This window comes from Streptomyces sp. NPDC006294 (assembly GCF_042870895.1).
Lineage (GTDB): Bacteria > Actinomycetota > Actinomycetes > Streptomycetales > Streptomycetaceae > Streptomyces.
In genome coordinates this window covers 343,264-368,141 of record NZ_JBIAHV010000009.1, presented here as the reverse complement: position 1 = coordinate 368,141, position 24,878 = coordinate 343,264, and the positions used below count along the sequence as shown (strand labels likewise).

Below are 24,878 nucleotides of genomic sequence, written 5' to 3'. Positions count from 1 at the left end.
CCCGCGGACGTCGAACTCGCCGCATAGCACCAGCAACCCCGAACCACCCCAAACCCGACAGAGATGCCTTGACGAAAGACATAGAGGCACCCCCCCGCCGTCACTTCGTCGCGCCCTGCGCGAACCCGTTGTAGATGTAGCGCTGCAGGAAGAGGAAGACGACGAGGGTCGGGACGATCACCAGGATCGTGCCGGCCGAGATGTTCTCCCAGTGCGCGCCGAACGGGCCCTTGAAGCGGAAGAGGGCCGTGGACATGGTGCCGAGTTCCTGGGACGGCATGTAGAGGAACGGGATGTAGAAGTCGTTGTAGACGGTGATCCCCTTGATGATCACGACGGTCGCGATCGCCGGCTTCAGCAGCGGCAGAATGATCTTGCGGTAGACGGTGAACGCGTTCGCGCCGTCCAGCCGGGCGGCCTCGTCGAGGGAGACCGGGATGCCCCGGATGAACTGCAGGAAGATGTAGATGGAGACGATGTCGGTCCCCATGTAGAGCAGGATCGGGGCCCACCGGGTGTCGAACAGCCCGAAGCTGTTCACCACTTGGAAGGTGGCGACCTGCGTGGTGACGCCCGGGACCAGGGTGGCGACGAGGAACCCGGCCATCACCAGCTTCCGGCCCCGGAAGTGGAAGCGGTCGATGGCGTACGCCGTCATCGAGCCGATGAGCACGGTGCCGGTGATCGAGAACAGCAGGATGAACGTGGTGTTGCCGAACGCGGTCAGCATCCGCCCGTCGGAGAACGCCGTCACGTAGTTGCCGAAGTTCAGCCAGTTCCCCGGCAGGGAGAGCGCTCCGCCGTCGGAGACCTCGCGGGATGTCTTGAGCGAGGTCAGGAAGACGACGACGAGCGGGACGAGGACCACCAGCGAGGCGATGATCAGCGACAGATAGGTGAGGGCCGGTCCGAGCGGGCGCCGGCGTCGGGTGGGCAGGGCCGTGGTCATACGAGATCAACCTTCTCATCGGGTACGAGACGTCGCTGGATCCAGGTGATCACCAGAATGATCAGCAGCAGCACGACGGCGGCCGCGGAGGCCAGACCCGTCTTGTTGAACTGGAAGGCGAGCTTGACCGTCTGGATGACGAACGTCGACGTGCCCGTCGCACCGCCGGTCATGATGTAGGGGATCTCGAAGACCGACAGGGACCCGGAGATCGCGAGGATGACGCTCAGGCTGAGCACGGGCTTGATGCTCGGGGCGATGATGTGCCGGAACTGCTGCCACCGTGTGGCGCCGTCCAGTTGGGCCGCCTCGTAGAGCTCACCGGGGATCGACTGGATCGCGCCGAGGAACAGGACGAAATTCAGGCCGGTGAACCGCCAGACGGACACGCCCGCCAGGGAGGTGTTCGCCGAGGTCGGGTCGCCGAGCCAGGCGTGGTCGGTGCCGGCGCCGAACCAGGACAGGACGGAGTCGAGCGTGCCGCCGTCCTGGAAGAAGTACAGGAAGACGAAGCCGATGGCGACGCCGTTGACCAGGTAGGGGAAGAACAGGATCCCCTTGAAGAGGTTGCGGAAGCGCAGATCGAAGCTGAGCACCGTCGCGAAGTACAGGGCGATCACGATCTGCACGGCCGAGGCGGCAAGGTAGTAGAAGCTCACGTAGAACACCCGGAACAGCTCGGGCCGGGTGAAGATCTGGCTGTAGTTGTCGACGCCCGTGAAGGAGCGGTCGGGGCTGATGCCGTCCCAGTCGGTGAAGCTGTAGAAGACCATGTTCGCCACCGGGACGTAGGTGAACGTGATCAGCAGCGCGAGGGGCACGGCCAGGAACAGCCACGGGGTGACGCGGCGGAGCAGCCGACCGCGCGGCGGGCCTGCCTGCCGGTCCTTTCCGGTCCCGGTCCATGTGTTCCCGCGGGTGCTTCCGCCTGCGCTGCTGCCGGGCGAGGTCGTCGTGGTCCGCGGCGGCTGCGCGGACGCCATGTCGGTCGTCTCGGTCATGTCGGGCCTTTCGTCGTCCGCTGATGCGCGGCGGCGGGCGTGGGGCCCCGGCCGGTGTGGTGCGGCCGGGGCCCGCGTCCGCCGTCCGTCAGGTGACGGCGGTCGTGTCCGCCGGTCGTCAGGAACCGGCGGTCTTCGCTGCCTCGTTCCACTTCTTGTCGAGGTCGGCGAAGAAGTCCTCGAGGCTGCCCTTCCGCGCGCCCCGGGCCAGATCGATGAGCTGCTGGCGGTAGTCCGGCTTGGCCAGACCGATCTCGGCGGCGTTGTCGATCGTGTTGACCTCACCGGTCTTCGCCTCGGACCGCTCGACGAGTGTGACATCGTTGTCAGCGAAGGCCTTGAGGGTGCCGGGCATCGCCGCCGCCTTCACCGCGGAGACGGCGCCCTCCTTCTGGGAGTAGCCGGACTTCTCGGTGAACCAGTCGATCCAGGCCCGGGCGGCCGTCTTGTTGTCGGAGTGGGCGTTGACCGCCTGCTGGTAGTCGGAGGCGAGCGTCGCGCAGAACTTCCCCTCCTGCTGCGCGGGGAACGGCATGAAACCGATGTCCTCCGGGTCGGTGCCCGCCTTCTCGGCGGCGTCCCGCATCTGGGTGATCGCCCACGAGCCCAGCTGCATGGAGGCGATCTCGCCCTTGGCGATCATCCCCTTGGAGGCTTCCCAGTTGGTGGTGCTCGGGTCCTTCTCGGACAGGCCCTGCTTCACGATGTCGTGGAGCAGGGTGTCGATCACGTTCAGCTCGCTGCCCTGCTGCCACGGCGAGACCGGGCCCGCGAGCTTGTCGTTGGCCTCTGCGTCGCAGCTGACCGACCCGATGTTGTTGCTCCAGGCGGTGAGCGGCCAGTTGTCCTTGAAGTTGGTGTAGTACGGCACGGCGTCGGTCCTGGACTTGATCGCCTCGAGGCCGGCCAGGAACTCCCCGGGCGACGTCGGCCACTCGCCGACCCCGGCCTTCTCCCAGACGGCCTTGTTGTAGACGAAGCCGTTGGCCGTGCCGAACTGGGCGATGCCGTAGACCTTCCCGTTGACGTCGGTCTTGTCGCTGAAGCGGTACTTGGAACCCAGCTCCTCCGTCGTGCCGAGCGGGGCGAAGAACTTGGGGTAGTCGTTCTTCGCGACGGCCCCGGGGATCATCAGGACGTCACCGTAGTTCTCGGTGTTCATCCGGATCCTGACCTCACCCTCGTAGTCGGTGAGCGCCTCGAACTTCACCTTCACATCGGGATAGACCTTGTTGAACTCGGCCGCGTACGCGTCCATCGCACCGCTCTGGACGAGGTCCGTGCGGTGGGTCAGGACCTTGATCTCGCCGGAGGCGTCGTCCGGACCGGCCGGAGCCGCCGCCGTCTCGGTGGAGGCGGCGCCTCCGCCGCTGCACCCCGCGACGGTCAGCATCGCGGCGGTGAGAAACGCGCCCGCGAGCGTCTTCTTCTTCCCCATGTGCCCAACTCCTTCAGGATTGCGGCTCAGGTCTACGGGTGGGATGTCGGCACTATGTCAGCCGGATGTGAACCGGTAAAGCTCCGATTTCGAGCGTGATGCTGAATCGTTACCGCAGGATGCCAAGTCGCCAGCTCGTGGGGTCTCTTCATGCCGAGAGGTGGAACCGGAACCGGACTAGACCGGTTTATGGACACGGCCTGATCAGCGGGCTAGGTTGTCGGCGTCGTACATCGTTCCCGCCCCGACCGGGCGAGCGCTGTGCGGCGTCGTACATCGATCCGGCCTGAGTCAGGCGATTGGAGCCGCACCATGAAGGACGTCACCCCGCTCACCGAGGGCTGGAGCCTGCGCCACGACGGGGCGCTGCTTCCGGCCCGGGTCCCCGGCTGCGTCCACACCGATCTGCTGGCCGCCCAGGTGATCCCCGATCCGTTCATCGGGCGAAACGAGACGGAGGTCGCCTGGGTCGGCCGCCGCGCATGGAGCTACGTCACCGAACTGCGCCACGACAGTCCCCACGAGCGCACCGACCTGGTCTTCGACGGCCTCGACACCGCCGCGCGGATCACCCTCGCCGGCGAGGAGCTGGGCCGTACCCGCAACATGCACCGCCGTTACCGGTTCGACGTCACCGGCCGCACCGGCGCCCTGGCCGTCGACTTCGCCTCCGCGTACGAGGAGGCGGAGGCGGTCCGGGCGGTGACGGGCGAGCGGCCCAATGTGTACCCCGAACCGTCGCAGTACATCCGCAAGATGGCGTGCAGCTTCGGCTGGGACTGGGGCCCGACGCTGGTCACCGCCGGCATCTGGCGGCCGGTGCGGCTGGAGCACTGGTCCACGGCCCGCATCGCCTCCGCGCGGCCCCTGGTGACCGTCGCCGACGAAGGCACCGGCACCCGCACCGGCCACGTCGAGGTACGCCTCCGGGTGGAGCGCACCGCCGGCGGCGCGAACCGCGCCCTGTCGGCACGCGCCTCGGTGGCGGGCGCCGAGACCGAGGTCCGCTTCGACGGCGACGAGGCCGTGCTGCGCCTCGACGTCGAACGGCCCGGGCTGTGGTGGCCCCGCGGCTACGGCGACCAGCCCCTGTACGACCTCGACGTCACGCTGTCCGGCGACGACGGCCCCCTCGACACCTGGCAGCGCCGGATCGGCTTCCGCACGGTCGGGCTCGACCAGTCGCCCGACGAGCACGGCACCGGCTTCACCCTCGTCGTCAACGGGGTGCGGATCTTCGCCCGCGGCGTCAACTGGATCCCCGACGACGCCTTCCCGTCCCGCGTCACCCCCGAGCGCTACCGCACCCGGCTCGCCCAGGCCGCCCACGCCAACATCGATCTCGTACGGGTGTGGGGCGGCGGGATCTACGAGGACGACGCCTTCTACGACGCCTGCGACGAACTGGGGCTCATGGTCTGGCAGGACTTCCTCTTCGCCTGCTCCGCCTATCCGGAGGAGCAGCCGCTGCGCGGGGAGGTCGAGGCCGAGGCGCGTGACAACGTTGTCCGGCTCATGGCGCACCCCAGCCTGGTGCTGTGGAACGGCAACAACGAGAACCTGTGGGGCTTCCGCGACTGGGACTGGGAACCGGCGCTGGCCGGCGACTCCTGGGGCGAGGGCTACTACCTCGGCCTCCTTCCGCGCGTCGTCGCCGAGCTCGACCCCACCCGCCCGTACACCGCGGGCAGCCCGTGGTCCGGCTCCTGGGACCACCACCCCAACGACCCCGCCCACGGCACCCACCACTCCTGGGAGGTGTGGAACCGGCAGGACTACGCCGAGTACCGGGCGAACGTGCCCCGGTTCGTCGCCGAGTTCGGCTGGCAGGCGCCCCCCGCGACGGCGACCCTCCACCGCGCGCTGCCCGGCGAGCGGCTGGCGCCGGACTCCCCGGGGATGCTGCACCACCAGAAGGCCGAGGACGGCAACGGCAAGCTCGACCGCGGCATCGCGCGCCACTTCACGTCCCCCGAGGGCGACTTCGACCGCTGGCACTACCTCGCCCAGCTCGTCCAGGCCCGCGCCGTCGCCGCCGGCATCGAGCACTGGCGCTCCCACTGGCCGGTCTGCGCGGGAACCGTCGTGTGGCAGCTCAACGACTGCTGGCCGGTCAGCTCCTGGGCCGCGATCGACGGCGACGGCAGGCCGAAGCCCCTCCTCCACGAGCTGCGGCGGGTCTACGCCGACCGGCTGCTGACCGTGCAGCCCGGTACGGACGGCCCCACCCTCGCGGTGGTCAACCAGTCCGGCGCCGCGTGGCGGACCTCGGTGCGGCTGCGCCGGCTGGAGGCCGACGGCGCCACCGTGCGCGAGGCGGTCCTCGACGTGGCCGCCGGTCCCCGGTCGGTCGTCAGGCTTCCCGTGCCCGACGAGCTGGCGCCGCCGGAGGGATCGGCGAAGGAGTTCCTCGTCGCCGACGCCGACGGGCTGCGCGCCGTGCACTTCCCCGTACCCGACAAGGATTTCGCCTATCCGCGGCCCCGGTTCGACGTCGCCGTGGAACCGGTCGCCGGACCGGAGGATAGAGTCGACATCGTGGTGAGCGCGCACACGCTGGTGAGAGACCTTCTGCTCCAGGCCGACCGGCTCGGCCCCCTGGCCGTGTCCGACGAAGGCCTGCGGACGCTCCTGCCCGGCGAGCAGGCCCGTATCCGGGTCCGCGGCTGCGGCCCGGTGGACGTACCGGCCGCACAGGCCGCCCTGTTCAGCGTGGACGTGGTGTGACCGGCCCCAGCAGCGCCAACAGCCCCACCGAACGCGTCACCATCAAGGACGTCGCCGCACGGGCCGGAGTCTCCAAGGGCGCGGTGTCGCTCGCCTTCAACAACAAGCCGGGTGTCTCGCAGGCCACCCGCGAGCGGATCTTCACAGCCGCCCGGGAGCTGGGCTGGTCACCGAACCTCACGGCACGCAGCCTCTCCAGCCAGCGGGTCGACATCATCGGCCTGGCCCTGTGCCGGCCGGCGCGGCTGCTGGGTCTCGAACCGTTCTACATGGAGTTCATCTCGGGCATCGAGAGCGTCCTGGTGGACCGTTCGTGCTCCCTGCTGCTCCGGCTGGTGCGCGACCTCGACGAGGAGATCGCCCTCTACAAGTCCTGGTGGCGCAGCCAGACGATCGCCGGCGCCGTTCTCGTGGACTTCCACGAGAACGACCCGAGGGTCCCGGCGCTGCAGGCCGTCGGCCTGCCGGCGGTGGCCGTGGGCCATCCGTCCCTGACCGGTTCCTTCCCGGCGGTGTGGACGGACGACGCCACCGCGGCGGCCGAGGCCGTCCGCTATCTGGCCGCGCTGGGACACCGTCGGATCGCCCGCGTCGGCGGCCCGGCGGGGCTCGGGCACAGCGCCATCCGGGCGGCTGCGTTCGAGACGACGATGCGGCAGCTCGGACTCGAGCAGGGCCGGCAGATCCCGACCGGGTTCGACGGGAAGGAGGGCGCCAGGGCCACCCGTTCCCTGCTGCTGTCCGCCGACCGACCCACCGCCATCGTCTACGACAACGACATCATGGCCGTCGCGGGGGCGGGCGTCGCCGCCGAGATGGGGTTCGTCGTCCCGGACGACGTCTCCCTGCTGGCCTGGGACGACTCCCAGCTGTGCCGGATCACGCATCCCACCCTGTCGGCCATGAGCCACGATGTGCACCACTTCGGTGCGGAGGTGGCGCGCACGCTGTTCGGTGTGATCGAGGGGACGCACACCGGCTCGCTCCAGGTGCCGACCCCGTCGCTCACACCGCGGGGTTCCACCGCCCCGGCGCCGCAGCACTCCCCGTAGCACCGTTCCAGGTGGATCCGCAGGGCCGCGACGGGTCGTGTCGCGGCCCTCGGTGTTGTGCTCCGGCGGTGCGTCAGCTCTTGGCGCAGCTCGCGCCGTTGAGGGTGAAGGCTGCGGGGACGCCGTTGCCTCCGGTGGAGGAGCCGTTCATGCCGAAGCTCACGCTGCCGCCGGCGGGGATGGTCTCCGTCCACGGCTCATGGGTGGCGCGCAGCTGCGTGCCCTGCTGGGTGACCCTGGCGTTCCAGGCCGAGTTGAGCGTCTGACCGCCTGGGAAGGCGAAGTCGAGCTGCCAGCCCTTGACCGCCGTGGTCCCGGTGTTGCGGATGGTGACGTCGGCGTTGAACGACGTGCCCCAGTCGCTGAGGCGGTACGTGACCGCGCACGTGCCCGCGGCCGTGCCGTCGGCCGTGGTGACGCTCACGGCCGCGGAGCGCGGGGAGCGGTTCCCGGCGGCGTCCCGGGCGTAGACGGCGAAGCTGTACGGGGTGGCCGCGGTCAGACCGCTGACCGTGGCGCTGGTGGCGGCGGTCGTGGTGACGGCGCTCTCCCGCGTGCCGTCGACGCGCACGACGTCGTACGCGGTGACGCCGGTGTCGTCCGTGGCGGCCGGCCAGGACAGCGCGACGCTGTTCGCGCGTACGTCGGAGGCGGTGGGCCTGCCGGGCGTGGTGGGGGCCTGGGTGTCGCCGCCGCTGCCGGAGTAGACGCTCGCCTCGCGGGCGGTCTGCTTGATGCCGTCGGGCCCGTCGAACAGGCGCCGGCCCCAGTCGCTCAGCCGGGCGGCGTCGAAGTCGACGGCCAGGTCGAGGTACTCGACGCCGCCGCCGTTGCCGCTCCAGGACCAGCCCAGGTACCCCAGTCCGAGCCGCTGGGTGTGGCCCATGATGGTGTCCTCGTCGGGGTTGCCGTCCGAGTGCGCGTCGCCGAACTCACCGACCAGGATGGGCAGGCCGTTCGCCACGAAGCGGTTCAGGTAGTCTCGGACCTCGGGCGCCGTGTCGAAGACGCCGTACATGTGGATCGAGAACATGGTGTTGCGGTCGGGGTCGGCGGCGAAGACGCCCGCCGCGTTGTCCCGCATCGTGTGGGACCAGTCCTGGCCCCAGTTCGGCGCGTCCACCATCAGCGTGTGGTCGAAGCCGGCCGAGCGCATCCGCCCGATCGCCCCGGCGGTGTCGGCGGTCCAGGCGGTGTAACCGGTGTTGCCGTGGGGCTCGTTGCCGAGGTTGAGGATCACGTACTTCTCCTGGCCCTCGACCGCGCTCCGGACCCCGATCCAGTAGTCGACCGCACGGTCCAGCGTCGTCGCGCCGGCCTGCTCGCCGTATCCGGTGGTGTCGTGCACCTCCAGGACGCAGACGAGCCGGTTCGCCTTGCACTGGCCGACGACGTTCGCGACGTCCGCGGTGTCGTTCTTCGTCCAGCGGTCGCCCGAGCTGAGCACCACGCGCACCGTGTTGGCGCCCAGTCCCTTGATGTCCCGCAGAGCCTGCTCGGTACGGCCGGGGTACCAGGTGTGGGCGTGGTTGACGCCGCGCATGACGAAGTCGTTGCCGTTCGCGTCGAGCAGGCGGCCGTCGCTGACGTGGAACCCCTGTGCCGCCTCCTCCGCCGCCTGCGCGGGGCCGGGGGCGGCGAACACGGACGCGGCCATGGCCAGCAGCGCTCCCGCCGCGGTGGCCAGTTTCCTTCTCATCGTTTCTCCCAACATGGTCGCCCGCACGCCCGGAAGGTGTTTCCGGACATGCGGCATTGCCGGTTCACTGCGGATGCTGTTCTGCCGGACACGGCCGGCCGTCGCCTGCGCCGCCGCCGGAATTCCGGCGCGCGCACAGGTATTCCCCGTGAATTGAGGCGCAGAGGCGAGGTCTTCCGGGCAAGCGGTGGAAGTCCGCCCGGAGTTCTGCGACTGGAGGAGAGGCTAGAGGCAGTGGAAGGCCGGGACAACGGTTCGAGCCAAACCGGTTAAGTTTAGTGCCGGTTCATATGACGGGAAGCGAAGGAAGTGCTCTTCCTGGCTTTGTGTCCGCGGTCACGGGATGCCCGGAACAAGCCCTGCGGCCGCCGCCGCGGCAGCCCCTACGAGCCCCGCGTCCAGGGCGAGCCGGGCCGGCACGACCGGCACGTCGCGCGCGAAGGCGAGCGCCGCGTATTCCGGCAGGCGGCGGCGCAGGGGAGCGAAGAGGGTCTCGCCGGCCTGCGCGACGCCGCCGCCGATCACCACGAGATCGAGCTCGACGAGCGTGATCGTCGCCGCGATCGCCGCGGCCAGCGCCCGGGCGGCCCGGTCGTAGGCGGCCCGGGCGCGGGCGTCCCCTCGGCGGGCGTCCGCCGCGACGGCGGCGGACGTCGGCGCGGCGCCCGGCGGAGGGGCCCAGCCGGCGGCCAGGGCGTGAGCGGCGATGGCCGTACCGCTCGCGAAGCCCTCGACGCAGCCACGGGCGCCGCACGGACACAGGGGGCCGTCGAGGTCGACCGTGATGTGGCCGATGTGCCCGGCGTTCCCCGAAATCCCGGCGTGCAGCGCCCCGTTGAGGACCAGCCCGCCGCCGACGCCCGTCGAGACCACCATGCAGAGCGCGTTGTCCACGCCTCGGGCGGCGCCGATCCAGTGCTCGGCCGCGGTCATGGCGACGGCGTCGCCGACCAGTGCCGGCCGGATGCCGGCGGGCATCCGCGGATGCCCGGCGACCCGCTCCACCAGCGGAAAGCCGCGCCACCCCGGGATGTTGACCGGGCTGACGGTGCCGGCGGCCGTGTCCACGGGCCCGGCGCTGGCGACGCCCATGCAGGCCAATGCCTCCCACGCGGCGTGCGAGGCCAGCTCGTCGAGCACGGCGGTGACGGCCCCCATCAGCACCTCGGCCGACTCCTTGGCGGGCGTCGCCCGCTGCGCCCGGACCACAGGACGGCCCCGCGTATCCATGAGCGCTCCGGCGATCTTCGTACCGCCGATGTCGAGTGCCCCGTACACAACCATCGCGTCAGCCTTTCCCGGCAGTAGAAATCGGTCCCACCCTGCGGGGGACACTGTGCATGGCGCTGACAACGTTGTCTAGTAAACTAGTTTAGTTGAGTAAAGTTTAGTTCCGAGCCTCTTTCGCGAAGGCGGCCGGTCCAGCGGGAAACGAGCGGGAAACCAGCGGCGCGGAGCGGCATTGTCAACCGACCGCAGCGGTCGCCTCATTCCGTGGGTGGCCGCCTGGACGGGACCGGCGGCGAACATCCAGGGCGCGCACCGGCTGCCGCGATGGCGATTCCTTGCCGGAGTCCGGCATCGACTCCGACGGCCGACGGCTCCAGCCTCACTACGACCGACAGGAGCCGCTGGTGAAGATCTTCCTCTGGTGCTGGACGGGACTGCTCACGACGACCGTGCTGCCCCTCGCCGTCGCCGCGATGCGCGGCTGGATGCCCCGGTGGACACGGGGACGCAGGACACGTGCCCGGATCCAGGTCCAGGGCGTCTCGATGCTCGTCCTGTACGTCGCGGCCATGGTGCACCCGGTCGTCCGGCTGTCGGATGTGCCTCGCGAGGTCGCCGACCTCTTCCTGCCCGTACTCTTCCCGGCCCTGATGTTCCTCGCCCTGGGCCTGCAGGGCGGCGCGGCGCTCACCGAATGGTTCGGCCGAGCGCAGGCTCCGCACCCTGGGCCGTCCCCGCAGGCGGCCCCGATCCACGGCGCGTATGAGCGGCGTCCGGAGTAACAGCCGCGGCGCTGTCACACCGTGACGCCGCGCGCGTTCATCCGCCTCCGGTCCCCGACGCACGACGCGGTCGGCCGTGACGCCTCCGGACACGGCACCCCGCCGCGACCACGATCGCGACAGCCACCAGCCCTGCGGCCGCCATACGTACGAGGACCAGAGGCCGGGGCTCCTCCTGGCCCGCCAGGCCGAAGCCGCCAAGAGTCGTGACCGTGACGCCCAGCAGTACGAAACCGACGGACCAGCAGAAAAGGCCCCACCGCGGACTGCCCGACGCCAGATGGGGGGCCGCGTCCGGCTTGCGCCACGCTTGCCACCCCGAATACGCGATCAGCGGTCCCATCAGCAGCGGGACCACGTCGATGAGGCTGTCGAACACGGACATGCCCACTCGCCCCTCCCTTCCCCTCCCGAGCCGCGGACCCTGCCCGCGCCCCCGGCCATGGTGATCGACAGGCGCGCCCGGCGCGTCACTGCCGCGCGGCAGACCGGCGAGCCGGACATTGCCGGTTTCCGGCAAACCCGCTGTCGTGCGGTGTGGGAGAACGCGCCCGGGACGCGCCCGTCAGTACAGTCCGACGATGCTGGGCGGCGCGAACACGTGCCGCGCCCGGTGCTCGTTGCCGAAGTGGGCGGCCGAGGCGGCACGCGGGGCGGTGCCGGGGTCACGGGCGATCGCGTCGCGGTGGCTCTTGCAGCCGGCGCAGGCCCGGTCCCAGTCGGGCAGTTGGTCCGGGTGCGCGGTGGCCATGTGCTGCGCGAGGGCGATCTGCGTGCCGATGGCGCTGTCCATCGGGTCGAAGTCGATGCCCGGCCCGCAGGTGAGCCGGGCCTCTTCCGTCTCGTCCTGGACGTGCTTCATGGTCCGGTACAGGCCGGCGCAGTCCTTGCAGGCCCACATCCAGACGGGCGGCAGCGGCCATTCGTCCTCCGGCCTGATCCTGTCGTCGCTCATCCCGTCACGGTATCGGCGCCCGATCCACCGATGTGCCGATCCCCACCAACTGCCCTTTCCGCCCGGCCGAGTTCGCCCCGGCCGCCAGGCGGCCCCGGCGCGGCGGGCGGTCCGCATCGCACAGCCGCCCGTGAAACACTTGGCGTCCTGGGTGATGTGTCCCTTGGTCAGGTTTCCCGGGCGTCCCTGTCGACGGTCCGCGTCGGCGACATCCGCACGGGGACCCTCACAGACATGGCGCCTTCCGATGTGGCGCTGGTGGTTCTGGACGGCTTCGCCGGCCGGCCGCTGGGCACGGTGGGGCCACTGGACCTTCTCCGGGGTGAACACCCCTGGTCGGCCGGCGGATCACCGCCCAGGTGACCGGTGTCGACAGGGACGAGGGCGTGGTCCGGTTGTCCATGGCCGCCGCCCGGCACCCGGAGCTCTGGATGTTCCTGAACGGACTGCACCGCGGCGACATCCTCTCCGGCACGGTCGCCGCGATCGAGCGGTTCGGCGTGTTCGTGGCCCCGGACGACGGCCCCGATCACCCGGTCTTCCCCGGCGTCGGGTTCAGCACCGTGCCGAGCTGTCCTGGCGGCACATCGACGCCCTGTCGGACGTCGTGGAGGTCGGGCAGCGTGTGTCGTGCGCGTTCCTCCAGTTCGACACCTGGCACGGAGAGGCCAGAGCTTTCCCTGCGCGCGACGCAGCCGGACCCGTTCCAGGCTTTCGCCGACGCGACCCCGGCCGGCAGCACGCTGCACGGCCGGGTCACCGAGCTCGCCCCGACCGGCGCCTTCGTCCAGGTCGCCGACGGGGTCGTGGTCTGGTTCCGGGGGAACGGCCCGCGAAGCCGCCCCCGGCAGCGGCGGAGGACACGGTCCGGGTCGGTGACGACGGCACCGTCGTCGTCACCGAAGTCGGCCGGCAGCGGCGCGGGTCGGCCCTGTCCCGAAGGTCCGACGCCCCACGGCAGCCGGTGACTTCGCCCCAGGGCCGCTGACCGGCCCGCTCAGGAAGCGGAGTCCGAAGCCGTGCGCGCGTCGCCGGACCCGCGCGCGGCGGAGTCGTCGCCGGTCCACAGATAGGTGACGGTCACCCAGCCGTTGTCGTTCAGACCGACGTTGTAGAACGTGCCGTCGGCCAGGTCGATGCCGGCCGGGTTGAGAACGCGCCGGCCGAAGCCGTCGAGTCCGTCGTTGTAGCCGTCCTCGTACGCCGCCTGGGCCTCGGGCAGGCCCTGCGGCAGGCTCTTGAACATCTCGCGTACCGAGGACGGGTTCCAGTGGTCGTCGCGGATGTTCCACGGGCCGACGTCCCACACCGGCGCCGTCTCGCAGCGGGCCGGACCGCAGACCCGCACCGAGTACTCGGCGCTGCCCTTGGCGGACAGGCCGCGGCGTGAGGGCAGCGCGACGAAACGGTCGTTCGGCCGGATCACATGCCCGTTGGCGGTGGTGCCGCCGACCAGGCCCTCGCGGGTGGCGAAGACACGGGCGCTGAACGGGGCGGCGGCCTCCGGCGCGGGTTCGGCCACGCCCGCCGAGTCGGCGGTGAGCCGCAGCGCGGAGACGGTGGGGCCGGCCTTGTCAGGACCGCTGCGGAGCAGGAGCCGTGCCTGTACGTCCATGACCGTGCGCGGCAGTTCGGCCGGAGCCCCGGGCGCGGCCTCGCGCCACTCGGTCCAGCGACCGCCGGCGTCACGGCCGCGGATGTCGACCAGCACCTGCGCTCCCGGCGGCACCTCCGCCGTCACCTCGGCGGCGACCCGGTCGACCCCGTGTGCCAGGTGACGCACGGGCAGTACGGCGGAGCCCTGGCCGCGGCCGGTGCGGCCGGACGCGGCGGCGAGGCCCGTGTCGCGGATGCGCAGGGCGGTGCCGGAGTGCTCGACGTTGGCGTCGTCGTCGGGGCCCGCGCCCTCCGCGGTCCCGTCCAGCTCCACGTCCCAGGTGACGCTGGAGCGGGTGGCCCCCGCCGCCTGCGGTCCCTGCGGCGGCGGGGCGTCGGCCGACGCGGCGCCGGTGCCGCTGCCGAGCAACGGCCCGGTCAGCGCCAGCAGCACCAGCGCGCAGAGCACCGGCCGCCGCAGCGCCGTGCCCCGGCCGAAGCGGTCGACCCTGTCGCGGGCCCGGTCGATCAGCTTCCCCCGGTCGCCCCCGTCAGTGCGCATGGGCCCGTACCCCTCCGTCGTGTCGTGTGCGGTCATGTCCCTCGGCGTCCTGCGTCGATGTGTCACGCTCTTGTCTTCGGGCGGCCCGCGCCCGGGGATGAGGCGGACGGCCCCGGTGCTGCGCCGTCGGGGTGACACCACTGGGCCGACACCACTGCATCCGCCCGCGGGCACACCGCGTGCCCACCGCTGGTAGGCCCTGCCGGGGAGTGGGACGCTGAAGGGGAAGCCGTCTGCCCGACGAGACGCACAAGACTCGGGAGGGCCCATGGGGCGTGACGTCCCGGCGCTCGTCTTCACCCGGGACGACCGCCGCCGGTACCGCGACAAGATGCAGGCCTGCCTCGACACGTTCGCGCAGATGCTGCGCGAGGCACGGTTCGAGTCGGAGCGGCCGCAGGTGGGTCTCGAGATCGAACTGAACCTGGTCGACGCGGCCGGCGAGCCCACGATGCGGAACACCGACGTGCTCGAGGCGATCGCGGACCCGGCCTGGGACACCGAGCTGGGCCGGTTCAACCTGGAGATCAACATCCCGCCGCGGACTCTGACCGCGGGCGGCCCCTACGCCTGGGAGCAGGAGATCCGCGACGCCCTCAACCACGCCGAGCGGCGGGCGGCCAAGGTCGGGGCCCATCTGGCCATGGTCGGCATCCTCCCCACGCTGCGGCAGCGGGACGTGGGGGAGGCGGCGCTGTCGGAGAACCCGCGCTACCGGCTGCTCAACGAACAGATCTTCGCGGCCCGCGGGGAGGACCTGCGGATAGCGGTGGACGGGGTGGACCGGCTGCGCACGTACGCGGACACGATCACGCCGGAGGCGGCGTGCACCAGTACGCAGTTCCATCTCCAGGTCGCGCCCGACGAGTTCGCCGGCTACTGGAACGCCGCGCAGGCCATCGCCGGGGTGCAGGTCGCGCTCGCGGCGAATTCGCCGTTCCTCTTCGGCAAGGAGCTGTGGCGCGAGACCCGTATCCCGCTGTTCGAGCAGGCCACCGACACCCGGCCGGAGGAGATCAAGGTGCAGGGGGTGCGGCCGCGGGTGTGGTTCGGCGAGCGGTGGATCACGAGCGTCTTCGATCTCTTCGAGGAGAACGTGCGCTACTTCCCGGCCCTGCTGCCCCTGTGCGAGGACGAGGACCCGCGTGAGACGCTCGACGGCGGGGACACCCCCGACCTCTCCGAACTCACCCTGCACAACGGCACCATCTACCGCTGGAACCGCCCCGTGTACGCCGTCAGTCACGGCAAGCCGCATCTGCGCGTCGAGAACCGGGTGCTCCCGGCCGGGCCCACCGTCGCCGACACCCTCGCCAACGGCGCCTTCTACTACGGCCTCACCCGCGCCCTCGTCGACGAGGAACGGCCGGTCTGGTCGCGGATGTCCTTCCAGGCGGCGGAGGACAATCTGCACGCCGCCGCCCGGCACGGCATCGACGCCCTCCTGTACTGGCCCGGGATGGGCGAGGTCCCGGTGGCCGAACTCGTACTGCGACGCCTGCTGCCCCTGGCCCACCGGGGGCTCGAGGTCTCCGGCATGGACTCGGCGTGGCGGGAGCCGCTGCTGGGCATCATCGAGCAGCGCTGTGTCACCGGACGCAACGGGGCGGTGTGGCAGGCGGAGATGTACCACCACATCGATGCCACGTCCCGCGTCGACCATCATGAGGCGCTGCGCCTGATGACACGGCAGTACCTCGACTACATGCATCTGAACGCCCCGGCGCACACCTGGCCGGTCGACTGAGCACACCGGACACCGGACACCGGGCACGGCATTCATCGGATGAGTGCGGCGCTGTCCGGTGCGGCAGCCCTGCGGCACCCCTTCTCCCCGGCGGTCCGCCCCGCTACCATCGTCCGCACTGGGAGCGCTCCCACTCCGTGCACCACTCCGCACCCCGTCTCGTACCGCCATCCTGGCGGTCCCGCTCGGAGAGGACGTTTCCGTGCGCAGAAGCGCCAGACCATTCGCCGCCCTACTGGCGGCCCTGACCCTGACGGCCGGGCTGTTCGCCACCGGCACTCCGGCCGCGGCCCGCCCCACGGCACCCGCGCCGGCCGCAGAGCCATCCGATGTGTCCGCCTCCGCGAACACGGCCACGCATACCGCCGCGGACACCTACACGTGGAAGAACGTGCGCATCGACGGTGGCGGCTTCGTGCCCGGCATCGTCTTCAACCGGTCGGAGAAGAACCTCGCGTACGCCCGTACCGACATCGGCGGCGCCTACCGCTGGAACCAGGCGGCGAAGGAATGGACCCCGCTGCTCGACTGGGTCGACTGGGACCGATGGGGCTGGACCGGCGTCGCGAGCCTCGCCTCCGACGCGGTGGACCCGGACAAGGTGTACGCCGCCGTCGGCACGTACACCAACAGCTGGGACCCCACCAACGGCGCCGTCCTGCGCTCGTCCGACCGCGGCGCGACCTGGAAGGCGGCCGTCCTCCCCTTCAAGCTCGGCGGGAACATGCCGGGCCGCGCCATGGGGGAGCGCCTCGCGGTGGACCCCCACAAGAACTCCGTGCTCTACCTGGGCGCGCCCAGCGGCAACGGCCTCTGGCGGTCCACCGACTCCGGCGTGACCTGGTCGGAGGTCACCGCCTTCCCGAACCCGGGGAACTACGCCCAGGACCCGACCGACACCAGCGGGTACGCCAGTGACAACCAGGGCGTCGTGTGGGTGACCTTCGACGAGAGGTCCGGCAGCGCGGGCAGCGCCACGCGTGACATCTACGTCGGCGTCGCCGACAAGGAGAACACCGTCTACCGCTCGACCGACGCGGGCGCCACCTGGTCCCGGATCGCCGGACAGCCGACCGGACACCTGGCCCACAAAGGGGTCCTCGACTCCGCCACCGGCCACCTCTATCTGACCCTGAGCGACACCGGCGGCCCGTACGACGGTTCCACGGGGCGGATCGCCCGCTACGACACCGCCACGGGGCAGTGGACGGACATCAGCCCGACCGCGGAGGCCGACACCTACTCCGGCTTCAGCGGCCTCAGCGTGGACCGGCAGCGGCCCGGCACCCTGATGGCCACGGCGTACAGCTCCTGGTGGCCCGACACCCAGATCTTCCGCTCCACGGACAGCGGCGCGACCTGGACCAGGGCCTGGGACTACACGGGCTATCCCAACCGGTCCTTCCGCTACACCCAGGACGTCTCCGCCGTCCCCTGGCTCACCTGGGGCGCGAACCCGTCACCCCCGGAGGTCGCACCCAAGCTCGGCTGGATGACGGAGGCGCTGGAGATCGACCCGTTCGACTCCGATCGGATGATGTACGGCACGGGCGCGACGATCTACGGCACCCAGAATCTGCGCACCTGGGACAGCGGCGGGAAGATCCTGATCACGCCGATGGTCAAGGGGCTCGAGGAGACGGCCGTCAACGACCTGGCGAGCCCGCCGTCGGGTGCGCCGCTGCTCAGCGGCCTGCTCGACATCGGCGGCTTCCGCCACACCGACCTCGACGCCGTGCCCGAGCTGATGTTCACCCGGCCGAACATGTCGGCGACCACGAGCCTGGACTTCGCGGAGGCCGCTCCCGACACCGTCGTACGGGTCGGCAACGCCGACGCCGCCCCGCACGTCGCGTTCTCCACGGACAACGGCGCCAACTGGTTCCAGGGCTCGCAGCCCGCCGGCGTGACGGGCGGCGGCACGGTCGCCGCCGCGGCGGACGGCAGCGGTTTCGTCTGGAGCCCGGACGGCGCCGGAGTGCACCACACGACCGGCTTCGGCAGCTCATGGGCGGCGTCCAGCGGCATCCCGGCAGGGGCGATCGTCGAATCGGACCGCGAGAACCCGAACAAGTTCTACGGCTTCAAGGCCGGGACCTTCTACGTGTCGGCCGACGGGGGAGCCACCTTCACCGCCAAGGCGTCCGGCCTTCCGGCAGAGGGCAATGTCCGCTTCAAGGCGGTTCCGGGCGCGGAGGGGGACATCTGGCTCGCGGGCGGCGCGGCGACCGGGACGTACGGGCTGTGGCACTCCACGGACTCCGGCGCGACCTTCGCGAAGGTCTCCGGCGTGGAAGAGGCGGACGCGGTCGGCTTCGGCAAGGCGGCGGCCGGCGCCTCGTACCAGACGCTCTTCGCCAGCGCGAAGATCGGCGGAGTCCGCGGCATCTTCCGCTCCACGGACGCGGGAGCGAGCTGGACGCGGATCAACGACGACGCGCACCAGTGGGGGTGGACCGGCGCGGCGATCACCGGCGACCCGCGGGTCTTCGGCCGGGTGTACGTGGCCACCAACGGGCGCGGCATCATCTACGGGGAGTCGTCGGACGGTGACGGCGGCGGCGACCCGGGCCCCGGTCCGGGTCCCGACCCGGACGAGCCGCCCGCGGACGCGGACTGCACGGTGACGTACAAGGTCACCAACCAGTGGTCGGGCGGCTTCCAGGCCGATGTGACGCTCACCAACACGAGCGCCGCGGCCCTGAACGGCTGGCAGCTGCGCTGGACCTTCCCCGACGGGCAGAAGGTCGGCCAGATGTGGAATGCCACACACCGGCAGACCGGCGCTGAGGTGACGGCCGGCAACGTCTCCTGGAACGGAACGGTGGCCGCCGGCGCTTCCGTGAGCTTCGGCTTCACGGGCGAGTGGCCGGGCGAGAACGGCAGCCCCGACGCCTTCGCCCTGGGGGACGAGATCTGCACCGTCGGCTGAGACGGGCCGAGGGCGGCGCCGTGGGGTTCCTGGCCGACACCGGGAACCTCGCGGCGCTTTGGCGTTAATGTCCGTTATGAAGGATTTAGGCGAACTCGCACCGGAAGGTGAATTCCGGGCGATTGTTGCGAGTTGGCGCCGCGGAGACGGTGCCGCGATATGCGCGGTTGCACAGCCGTTCCGTGACGTCAGTCACCTGGCACTGTGCGACGGCAATGTCACCCGACCGCCACTTCCCTTTGCCGGGCGGGGATTTGAGTTCTTTGACGCGGCAATGACAATAGGAAATCACCCCCGCGAAAGCCTCTTTCTGGCGGTGATCGACAATTCGCCACTTGTTTCGCCGGGATGCTCTCGCTTACGGTCACCGTCAATCCGGGTGGACCGCCGAATCCTGCCGCCGTCCGGAAACCAGACCGCAACGACTCACGTACGGCAGGAGCGGGGGAACCAGGTAAGTCGCCGATCCGGGATCCGGAACGGCTCGGGGTGAAGCCGCATTCCCATGCGGCCGGGCATCTCCAGCCCGAACCCGACAGCTCACCTCGCAGGCGACGGAGAGGAATTCGCCATGCCCGCAAAGGGTAAGCACCGTCGTACCAAGTCCCGTTCGCTCACCCGCGGGATCATCGCCGCGAGCACCGGCGGCGCGGCCCTCGCCCTGCCGATCGTGGGCGCCACCACTGCTCAGGCCGCCCCGGCGCAGCCCGTCGTCGCCGAGCGGGCCGTGGCGCCCGCCGCCGTGGCCACGCCTGCCGCCGCCGCGAAGTCCGGCCCCGTGATCTATTCCGTGGTCGCGGGTGACTCCCTTTCCAAGATCGCCGACGTGCATTCCGTCGACGGCGGCTGGAAGCAGCTCTACAGGGACAACCGGAAGGCCGTCGGTGACGACCCGTCGCTGATTCACCCGGGTCTCGAGCTGACGATCGGCGCCGCTTCGAAAGCCAAGGAAAAGGCCGCGCCCAAGAAGGCCGACCGGACCGCGGAGACCGACCGCGCGGACCGCTCGGAGCGGAAGAGCGCGCCGGTGGCGAAGGCCGCCGCGGCGAAGACGGAGAAGGCCGCCGCGAAGCCCGCGTCCTACGCGAACAACCTCGACGGCTGGATCAAGGAATCGCTGGACATCATGGCCCAGCACGGAATTCCGGGAAGCTACGACGGAATTCACCGCAACATCATGCGTGAGTCCTCCGGCAACCCGATGGCCATCAACAACTGGGACATCAACGCCATCAACGGCACGCCCTCGAAGGGCCTGCTCCAGGTCATCCAGCCGACCTTCGACGCCTACCACGTCCCCGGCACCTCCTACGACCTGTACGACCCGGTCGCCAACATCACCGCCGCGTGCAACTACGCCGCCGACCGGTACGGCTCGATCGACAACGTGAACGGCCCCTACTGACAGAACCGTCGCGACGGCTGATCCGTCGCCCCGGTTCACCGGGCCGGTGCCCGGGACGCGTCCCCCACGCGTCCCGGGCACCGGCGTTTGCCGTGTGCCTCGCCGCTCAACCCCGCAGGGCCACATGGAACGAGGAGAGCCACAGCACGACGGCGGCCCCCGCCCCGACCACCACACGCACGGTCTCGCCCGGCGACCCGGCCGCGGCGACCACGGCGCCGACGACCGCGACGGCCGTCAGCAGCACGCCCGTCCACGTGTACTGCCACTGGTCGAAGAGGCGGGCGAGCGGAAAGAAGTGCAGCCCCACCACGAGGCAGATCCCCGGCGGGATCAGCTCCGCGTGCCCCGTCGCGTTCGCCGTGGCGATCACCGCGAACACGGCGACGACCTCGAGCCCGTTGACCAGCCCCACCCCGCGGTTCCACTTCTCCGGCAGCCGCACCACGCGCCGGGCCGGCCCCGCCGCCCCGCGGAACGCCAGGGCCACGGCCGCGCCGGTCAGTACGGCCCCGACCGCACCGACGGCGACGGCCACCGGCATCGAGGCGATCCCGGAACCGGCGGCGAACGCCCACACCAGGGCGAACGCGGCGAGCACTGTCGCCCCACGACGGCGCAGATTCTGTGTGAGCGTCAGGCATTCCGTGTCCGTTGTCATGTCCCGGAGGCTACAGCGATCACTTGCCCGTCCGGCGGGGCCAGGGGCCCTGAGCGCCGGGTTCCGGCGTCGGGCGCGCCGGTGCATTGGTCTCGTACAGGTTCGTCGTCCATACTGCCCGCCGTGGAGCAGCAGATAGATCCGAAGCCGAAGATCGACATCGCCGCGGGCACGGACCCGGCGTTCGTGCCGGGCCTCACCGGGCCCCCGCCTGCCGTGAAGGAGGGGAACGAGGAGGCCGCCGAGCCGGAGGACGAGAAGCCGGAGCCGGAGCCGGAGCCGGAGTCCGAGCCGGCGGCCGACGCCGACACCGCGCCGGACGCGGAGGCGGCCCCCGACGCGGAATCGGAAACCGACACCGACCCGCAGGACACCGCGCCGGAAGACGCCGCGGCCGAAGGGCCCGTCTTCGAGGCGAGCGACCGCCGCGGGTCGATCGCCGCCGACCGGTCCGGTGTCCGCTTCACCCTGGACGACCAGGCGGCGGAATTCACCTGGGCCGAGATCGGCGCCGTCGAGGTGAAGCCGGCCCGCTTCGGCCGCCGGTTCACGGTCACCGTCCATGTGGCGGCCAACCGCTGGTTCAACGCCGACGTCGAGGCGCCGGCCAGGGGACGGCTGAAGGAGTGGGCCGAAGAGCTGGACGCGGTCCTCGACGCCTACTTCGAAGAGGGCTGAATGCCGTCCTGATGGCCGCAGGGCCACGTCTGGGTGGGCGCGACACAGGCTCTCCCAGGCGTGGTTTGTGTCGATTTTGCCGCGAATGCGCATAGCTTCGTTTTATGACAAAGCGACAAACGACCCTGCTCGGATGCGCGGCTCTGCTCGTCGTGTCCGGCCTCGGCGCGGCGGCTCCCGCCCGCGCCGCCGTCACCCACCAGGTCCAGCCGGGCGAGTCCGTCCAGGCAGCCGTGGACGCCGCGAAACCCGGCGACACGATCGAGATCGCCGCCGGCACCTACACGGAAAGCGTCCGGATCACCACCTCCGGCCTCACCCTGCGCGGCGCGGGCAGCCGGACGGTGTTCAAGCCGTCGTCGTCCGCCGCCGAGGCCGGCTCCTGCGCGGCCGCGGGCAACGGCATCTGCGTACTCGGCACCGAGAAGCAGCCCGTCGAGGACGTACAGATCCGCTCCCTGGTCCTCAGCGGATTCGAGAAGAACGGCATCTGGGCCCAGCGGACCGACCGGCTGACGGTGCACCAGGTCACCGCGGAGAACAACGGCACCTGGGGCATCGCCCAGGAGCGCTCCACCCGGTCGGTCCTGCGGAGCAACCTCGTCCGGGGCAACGGCGACGCCGGCATCTTCGTGGCGAACACCATCAGCCAGGAGGCCGGGGCCATCGACACCATGGGCACGGTCGTCTCCGACAACCTCATGGTCGACAACCGCATCGGCACCACCGTCCGCCGCGTGCGGAACCTGACGGTCCAGGGCAACGAGATCACCGGGAACTGCGCCGGCGCGTTCCTCGTCGGTGACGAGACCACCCCGCGGGCCGGGGCCCTGACGGTCCGTTTCAACCGCGTGCACGAGAACAACAAGCACTGCGACAAGACCGCCAGGCTGCCCGAGATCCAGGGCACCGGCATCGTCCTCACCGGCACCGAGGACACCGTGGTGGAGTGGAACGTGATCCGCGGCAACGTGGGCACCGCACCGATGTCGGGCGGGATCGTGCTCTTCAAGTCCATCGTGGGCGCCGCCGGCACCGACAACGTCATCAGGAACAACGTGGTCCTCGGCAACGGGGCCGCCGACCTGGCCAACCGCGACACCTTGGGCACCGGCAACCGCTTCGCCGGGAACATGTGCCAGTCGTCCGAGCCCGCGGGCCTGTGCTGACCGCCCGGCCGGAGCCGTCCGGCCCCGGCCCCTCACGAAAGACCGATGCGGCGATGACCACTGCAAGCCCCACCACCCCGCCCGCCATGCGGCTGAGGGAACTCGTCTTCGGCGCGGCCGGCGCCGCCGCCCTGCGCGCGGCCGCCCGGCTCGGCGTCGCGGACGCGCTCGGAGAGGCGCCGGCGACCGCGGAGGAGCTCGCGGCGGAGGTGAAGGCGCAGCCCGGGCCCCTGCGGCGACTGCTGCGCGCCCTGAGCTGCTACGGCGTCTTCGAGGAGGACGGCGACGGCAGGTTCGGCCACACCGAGATGTCCCGGCTGTTGCGCGAGGACGACCCGCACAGCCTCCGGTACATCACCCTGTGGTGCACGGAGCCGTGGACCTGGGACGCCTGGCCGCTCCTCGACGAGGCGGTGCGGACCGGCGACAGCGTGTTCGGCGGCCTCTACGGCAAGGAGTTCTTCGACTACCTGCACGCCGACGCCCCGGAGTCGGCCCATGTGTTCAACCGGGCCATGACCACCTCCAGTACGCAGTCCGCCCGGGACGTCGCCGAGGTGCTCGACCTCGGCGGCGCGAAGACGGTCGCCGACATCGGCGGCGGCCAGGGGCACGTACTGGCCGGGCTGCTCGAGAAGTACCCCGACATCCGGGGCACCCTGCTGGATCTGCCCCGGGTCGTCGCCGCCGCCGACCCGCGGCTGCTGGAGGGCGGTTCGCTGGCGGACCGGGCCGACATCGTCCCCGGCGACTGTCGGCAGGCCATGCCGGTGTCCGCCGATCTCTACATCATCAAGAACATCCTGGAGTGGGACGACGAGAGCACCCGCAGGACGCTGCGCAACATCGTGGCGGCGGCCCGCCCGGGCGCCCGGGTGGCCGTCATCGAGAACCTCGTCGACGACACGCCGTCGATGCGGTTCACCACCTCGATGGACCTGATGCTGCTGCTCAACGTGGGCGGCGCCAAGCACACGAAGGACAGCATGATCAGCAGGATGGCGGACGCCGGACTGGTCGTCGGCGACGTCCGTCCCGTCAACGCCTATCTGCATCTCTTCGAGAGCGTGGTCCCCGGCTGAGGCCGGGCGCCGGGCAAGCCGTCGGCCCCGCGGGTCTCCCGCGGGGCCGGTGGCTGTGCGGCGGACCGGGACCGGTCAGTCGCTCTGCCACGAGTAGAACTGCTGCGCCATGGCGTCCTTCGGACTCCGCCAGGTCTGCGGGTCGTACGGACTGACGAAGGCGGAGAGCCGCTCGCTGATGCCCCGGAACTCCGGGTGCTCCGTCAGCTTCGCGATCGCCGGGCCCGGCGGCCGGTCCGACTCGATCAGGTGCAGATAGACGTCGCCGAACTGGAACAGACTGCGCCGCTTCACTCCGACGAGGTGCGGCAGTTCACCGCTGTCGGAGGCCGCGAACACGTCGGCGATGTCGGGGGCGGAGCCCGGTGCCATCCGGGCGACGATCAGGGCGTGGTGCATCGGGGGCGTCCCTTCGGATGCCGTCACAGGACCGGGCGGTCACACCGCGTTGACGGAAGCGGTGTCCTTCGCCGACCGGCCGAGCCGGGCGCGCTGCTCGATCTTGTTGCGGATGAGGTCCATCTGGATGGGGGAGTTGCGGTTGATGTTGGCCGTCATCCACTCGTCGTCGACCGGCGCGTCGGGCTTCATCGCGAAGTCCTGCGTCCAGCGCATCCGGACACCGCGCGGCGTCTGCTCGTACTCCCAGCGGATGTTCATGTACTGGAAGGGGCCGGTCTCGACGCGGCGGGCGGTGACCGTCAGGGCCTCGCGGTCGGCGACGCGCTCGGAGACCCAGCTCCACACCCGGCCGTTCTCGTCCGGGTACATGGTCAGCCGGAACGTGGTCCGGTTGCCCTCGCGTTCCAGGACCTCCACCGAGGCGTACTCGCTGAACAGCTGCGGCCAGTGGTCGAGGTCGTTGGTCACGTCCCACACCAGGTCGAGCGGGGCGTCGATGGTCACTTCGTTCTCGGTGTGTCCAGGCATGTCAGGCTCCAGCCATCAGTGAGTTGTTGACGAGGTCCAGGAACTCGCGCGGCGTCTTGCAGCGGTCCGCGTCGGGCGGCAGAGGCCGGGCGTACCGGTTCTCCAGCTCGCCGACGATGCCGAGCAGGCCGAGCGAGTCGAGGCCGTAGACCTCGAAGGGCGTGTCGGGCCGCTGCTCCATCTCGTCGGGGTCGACGGTGATGCCGGCGCCCTTCTTCATGAGGGCGGCCAGTTCAGCGACGTGCAGTCGATCCGTCATGGCGACGTTCTCCTTCTTGCGGGA

Annotated in this window: 23 protein-coding genes and 1 riboswitch; of the genes, 11 read left to right on the top strand and 12 right to left on the bottom strand. The window is 70.8% G+C overall.

What is annotated here, in order from left to right:
* Window positions 1-100 precede the first annotated feature (100 nt).
* From ACFYOP_RS18960 to ACFYOP_RS18950, 3 genes are all read right to left on the bottom strand, one after another.
* The gene (locus ACFYOP_RS18960; protein ID WP_356898999.1) at window positions 101-949 is read right to left on the bottom strand and encodes a carbohydrate ABC transporter permease; all 849 of its coding nucleotides are present in this window, start codon (window positions 947-949) and stop codon (window positions 101-103) included.
* The gene (locus ACFYOP_RS18955; protein WP_356899000.1) at window positions 946-1,950 is read right to left on the bottom strand and encodes a sugar ABC transporter permease; all 1,005 of its coding nucleotides are present in this window, start codon (window positions 1,948-1,950) and stop codon (window positions 946-948) included. The genes ACFYOP_RS18960 and ACFYOP_RS18955 overlap by 4 nt, the downstream gene beginning before the upstream one ends.
* Before the next feature lie 118 nt (window positions 1,951-2,068).
* Window positions 2,069-3,388 (bottom strand): ABC transporter substrate-binding protein, encoded by a 1,320-nt coding sequence (locus tag ACFYOP_RS18950; RefSeq protein ID WP_356899001.1) that lies wholly within the window; start codon window positions 3,386-3,388, stop codon window positions 2,069-2,071.
* A 312-nt stretch (window positions 3,389-3,700) separates the two neighbouring features.
* On the opposite strand from ACFYOP_RS18950, the gene ACFYOP_RS18945 reads away from it, so the two are divergent.
* Entirely contained in the window at window positions 3,701-6,115 is a 2,415-nt protein-coding gene (locus ACFYOP_RS18945; RefSeq protein ID WP_356899002.1) for a glycoside hydrolase family 2 protein, read from the top strand.
* Complete coding sequence (locus ACFYOP_RS18940) at window positions 6,112-7,167, top strand: LacI family DNA-binding transcriptional regulator (protein WP_356899003.1); 1,056 nt, start codon at window positions 6,112-6,114, stop codon at window positions 7,165-7,167. The genes ACFYOP_RS18945 and ACFYOP_RS18940 overlap by 4 nt, the downstream gene beginning before the upstream one ends.
* A gap of 73 nt (window positions 7,168-7,240) precedes the next feature.
* Here ACFYOP_RS18940 and ACFYOP_RS18935 read toward each other — a convergent pair whose 3' ends face one another.
* Both ACFYOP_RS18935 and ACFYOP_RS18930 read right to left on the bottom strand, forming a co-directional pair.
* Window positions 7,241-8,866 carry a cellulase family glycosylhydrolase gene (locus ACFYOP_RS18935; protein ID WP_388452072.1) on the bottom strand — a complete coding sequence of 542 codons (1,626 nt, stop codon included), beginning with the start codon at window positions 8,864-8,866 and terminating at the stop codon, window positions 7,241-7,243.
* Between the two features lie 336 nt (window positions 8,867-9,202).
* The gene (locus tag ACFYOP_RS18930; protein WP_356899004.1) at window positions 9,203-10,150 is read right to left on the bottom strand and encodes an ROK family protein; all 948 of its coding nucleotides are present in this window, start codon (window positions 10,148-10,150) and stop codon (window positions 9,203-9,205) included.
* A 350-nt stretch (window positions 10,151-10,500) separates the two neighbouring features.
* Between ACFYOP_RS18930 and ACFYOP_RS18925 the strand changes: the two genes are divergently transcribed.
* Window positions 10,501-10,878, top strand: a complete 378-nt coding sequence (locus ACFYOP_RS18925) for a hypothetical protein (RefSeq protein WP_356899005.1) — start codon at window positions 10,501-10,503, stop codon at window positions 10,876-10,878.
* A 37-nt stretch (window positions 10,879-10,915) separates the two neighbouring features.
* On the opposite strand, the gene ACFYOP_RS18920 is transcribed toward ACFYOP_RS18925, so the two are convergent.
* Window positions 10,916-11,263 carry a hypothetical protein gene (locus ACFYOP_RS18920; RefSeq protein ID WP_356899006.1) on the bottom strand — a complete coding sequence of 116 codons (348 nt, stop codon included), beginning with the start codon at window positions 11,261-11,263 and terminating at the stop codon, window positions 10,916-10,918.
* A 180-nt stretch (window positions 11,264-11,443) separates the two neighbouring features.
* Window positions 11,444-11,833: a hypothetical protein gene (locus ACFYOP_RS18915; protein ID WP_356899007.1), complete on the bottom strand. Its 390-nt coding sequence runs from the start codon at window positions 11,831-11,833 to the stop codon at window positions 11,444-11,446.
* Between the two features lie 234 nt (window positions 11,834-12,067).
* Here ACFYOP_RS18915 and ACFYOP_RS18910 point away from each other — a divergent pair, with 234 nt between their 5' ends.
* Entirely contained in the window at window positions 12,068-12,196 is a 129-nt protein-coding gene (locus ACFYOP_RS18910) for a hypothetical protein (protein ID WP_356899008.1), read from the top strand.
* The gene (locus ACFYOP_RS18905; RefSeq protein WP_356899009.1) at window positions 12,193-12,801 is read left to right on the top strand and encodes a hypothetical protein; all 609 of its coding nucleotides are present in this window, start codon (window positions 12,193-12,195) and stop codon (window positions 12,799-12,801) included. Before ACFYOP_RS18910 ends, ACFYOP_RS18905 begins: the two co-directional genes overlap by 4 nt.
* A 29-nt stretch (window positions 12,802-12,830) precedes the next feature.
* Here ACFYOP_RS18905 and ACFYOP_RS18900 read toward each other — a convergent pair whose 3' ends face one another.
* Window positions 12,831-14,027, bottom strand: a complete 1,197-nt coding sequence (locus ACFYOP_RS18900; protein WP_356899010.1) for a hypothetical protein — start codon at window positions 14,025-14,027, stop codon at window positions 12,831-12,833.
* Between the two features lie 232 nt (window positions 14,028-14,259).
* On the opposite strand from ACFYOP_RS18900, the gene ACFYOP_RS18895 reads away from it, so the two are divergent.
* The 3 genes from ACFYOP_RS18895 to ACFYOP_RS18885 all read left to right on the top strand — a co-directional run bounded on the left by ACFYOP_RS18895 (window position 14,260) and on the right by ACFYOP_RS18885 (window position 20,075).
* Window positions 14,260-15,738 (top strand): glutamate--cysteine ligase, encoded by a 1,479-nt coding sequence (locus ACFYOP_RS18895; protein ID WP_356899011.1) that lies wholly within the window; start codon window positions 14,260-14,262, stop codon window positions 15,736-15,738.
* A gap of 202 nt (window positions 15,739-15,940) precedes the next feature.
* Complete coding sequence (locus ACFYOP_RS18890) at window positions 15,941-18,670, top strand: cellulose binding domain-containing protein (RefSeq protein WP_356899012.1); 2,730 nt, start codon at window positions 15,941-15,943, stop codon at window positions 18,668-18,670.
* A 409-nt stretch (window positions 18,671-19,079) separates the two neighbouring features.
* A riboswitch (cyclic di-AMP (ydaO/yuaA leader) is annotated at window positions 19,080-19,237 on the top strand.
* Between the two features lie 4 nt (window positions 19,238-19,241).
* The gene (locus ACFYOP_RS18885) at window positions 19,242-20,075 is read left to right on the top strand and encodes a LysM peptidoglycan-binding domain-containing protein (RefSeq protein WP_356899013.1); all 834 of its coding nucleotides are present in this window, start codon (window positions 19,242-19,244) and stop codon (window positions 20,073-20,075) included.
* A 106-nt stretch (window positions 20,076-20,181) separates the two neighbouring features.
* On the opposite strand, the gene ACFYOP_RS18880 is transcribed toward ACFYOP_RS18885, so the two are convergent.
* Window positions 20,182-20,736 (bottom strand): hypothetical protein, encoded by a 555-nt coding sequence (locus ACFYOP_RS18880; RefSeq protein ID WP_356899014.1) that lies wholly within the window; start codon window positions 20,734-20,736, stop codon window positions 20,182-20,184.
* A 123-nt stretch (window positions 20,737-20,859) separates the two neighbouring features.
* On the opposite strand from ACFYOP_RS18880, the gene ACFYOP_RS18875 reads away from it, so the two are divergent.
* From ACFYOP_RS18875 to ACFYOP_RS18865, 3 genes are all read left to right on the top strand, one after another.
* On the top strand, window positions 20,860-21,414 hold the full coding sequence (locus tag ACFYOP_RS18875) for a hypothetical protein (protein ID WP_356899015.1): 555 nt from the start codon (window positions 20,860-20,862) through the stop codon (window positions 21,412-21,414).
* A 104-nt stretch (window positions 21,415-21,518) separates the two neighbouring features.
* A complete protein-coding gene (locus tag ACFYOP_RS18870; RefSeq protein ID WP_356899016.1) occupies window positions 21,519-22,583 on the top strand; it encodes a right-handed parallel beta-helix repeat-containing protein in 1,065 nt (354 codons plus the stop codon).
* A 53-nt stretch (window positions 22,584-22,636) separates the two neighbouring features.
* On the top strand, window positions 22,637-23,665 hold the full coding sequence (locus tag ACFYOP_RS18865) for a methyltransferase (RefSeq protein WP_356899017.1): 1,029 nt from the start codon (window positions 22,637-22,639) through the stop codon (window positions 23,663-23,665).
* Window positions 23,666-23,740: 75 nt separating this feature from the next.
* Here ACFYOP_RS18865 and ACFYOP_RS18860 read toward each other — a convergent pair whose 3' ends face one another.
* From ACFYOP_RS18860 to ACFYOP_RS18850, 3 genes are read right to left on the bottom strand one after another with little or no spacing between them, the layout of a single operon-like run.
* The gene (locus ACFYOP_RS18860; protein WP_356899018.1) at window positions 23,741-24,064 is read right to left on the bottom strand and encodes a TcmI family type II polyketide cyclase; all 324 of its coding nucleotides are present in this window, start codon (window positions 24,062-24,064) and stop codon (window positions 23,741-23,743) included.
* 39 nt (window positions 24,065-24,103) lie between these two features.
* Window positions 24,104-24,595, bottom strand: a complete 492-nt coding sequence (locus ACFYOP_RS18855) for an SRPBCC family protein (RefSeq protein ID WP_356899019.1) — start codon at window positions 24,593-24,595, stop codon at window positions 24,104-24,106.
* A gap of 1 nt (window position 24,596) precedes the next feature.
* A complete protein-coding gene (locus ACFYOP_RS18850) occupies window positions 24,597-24,854 on the bottom strand; it encodes an acyl carrier protein (protein ID WP_356899020.1) in 258 nt (85 codons plus the stop codon).
* Window positions 24,855-24,878: the final 24 nt, after the last annotated feature.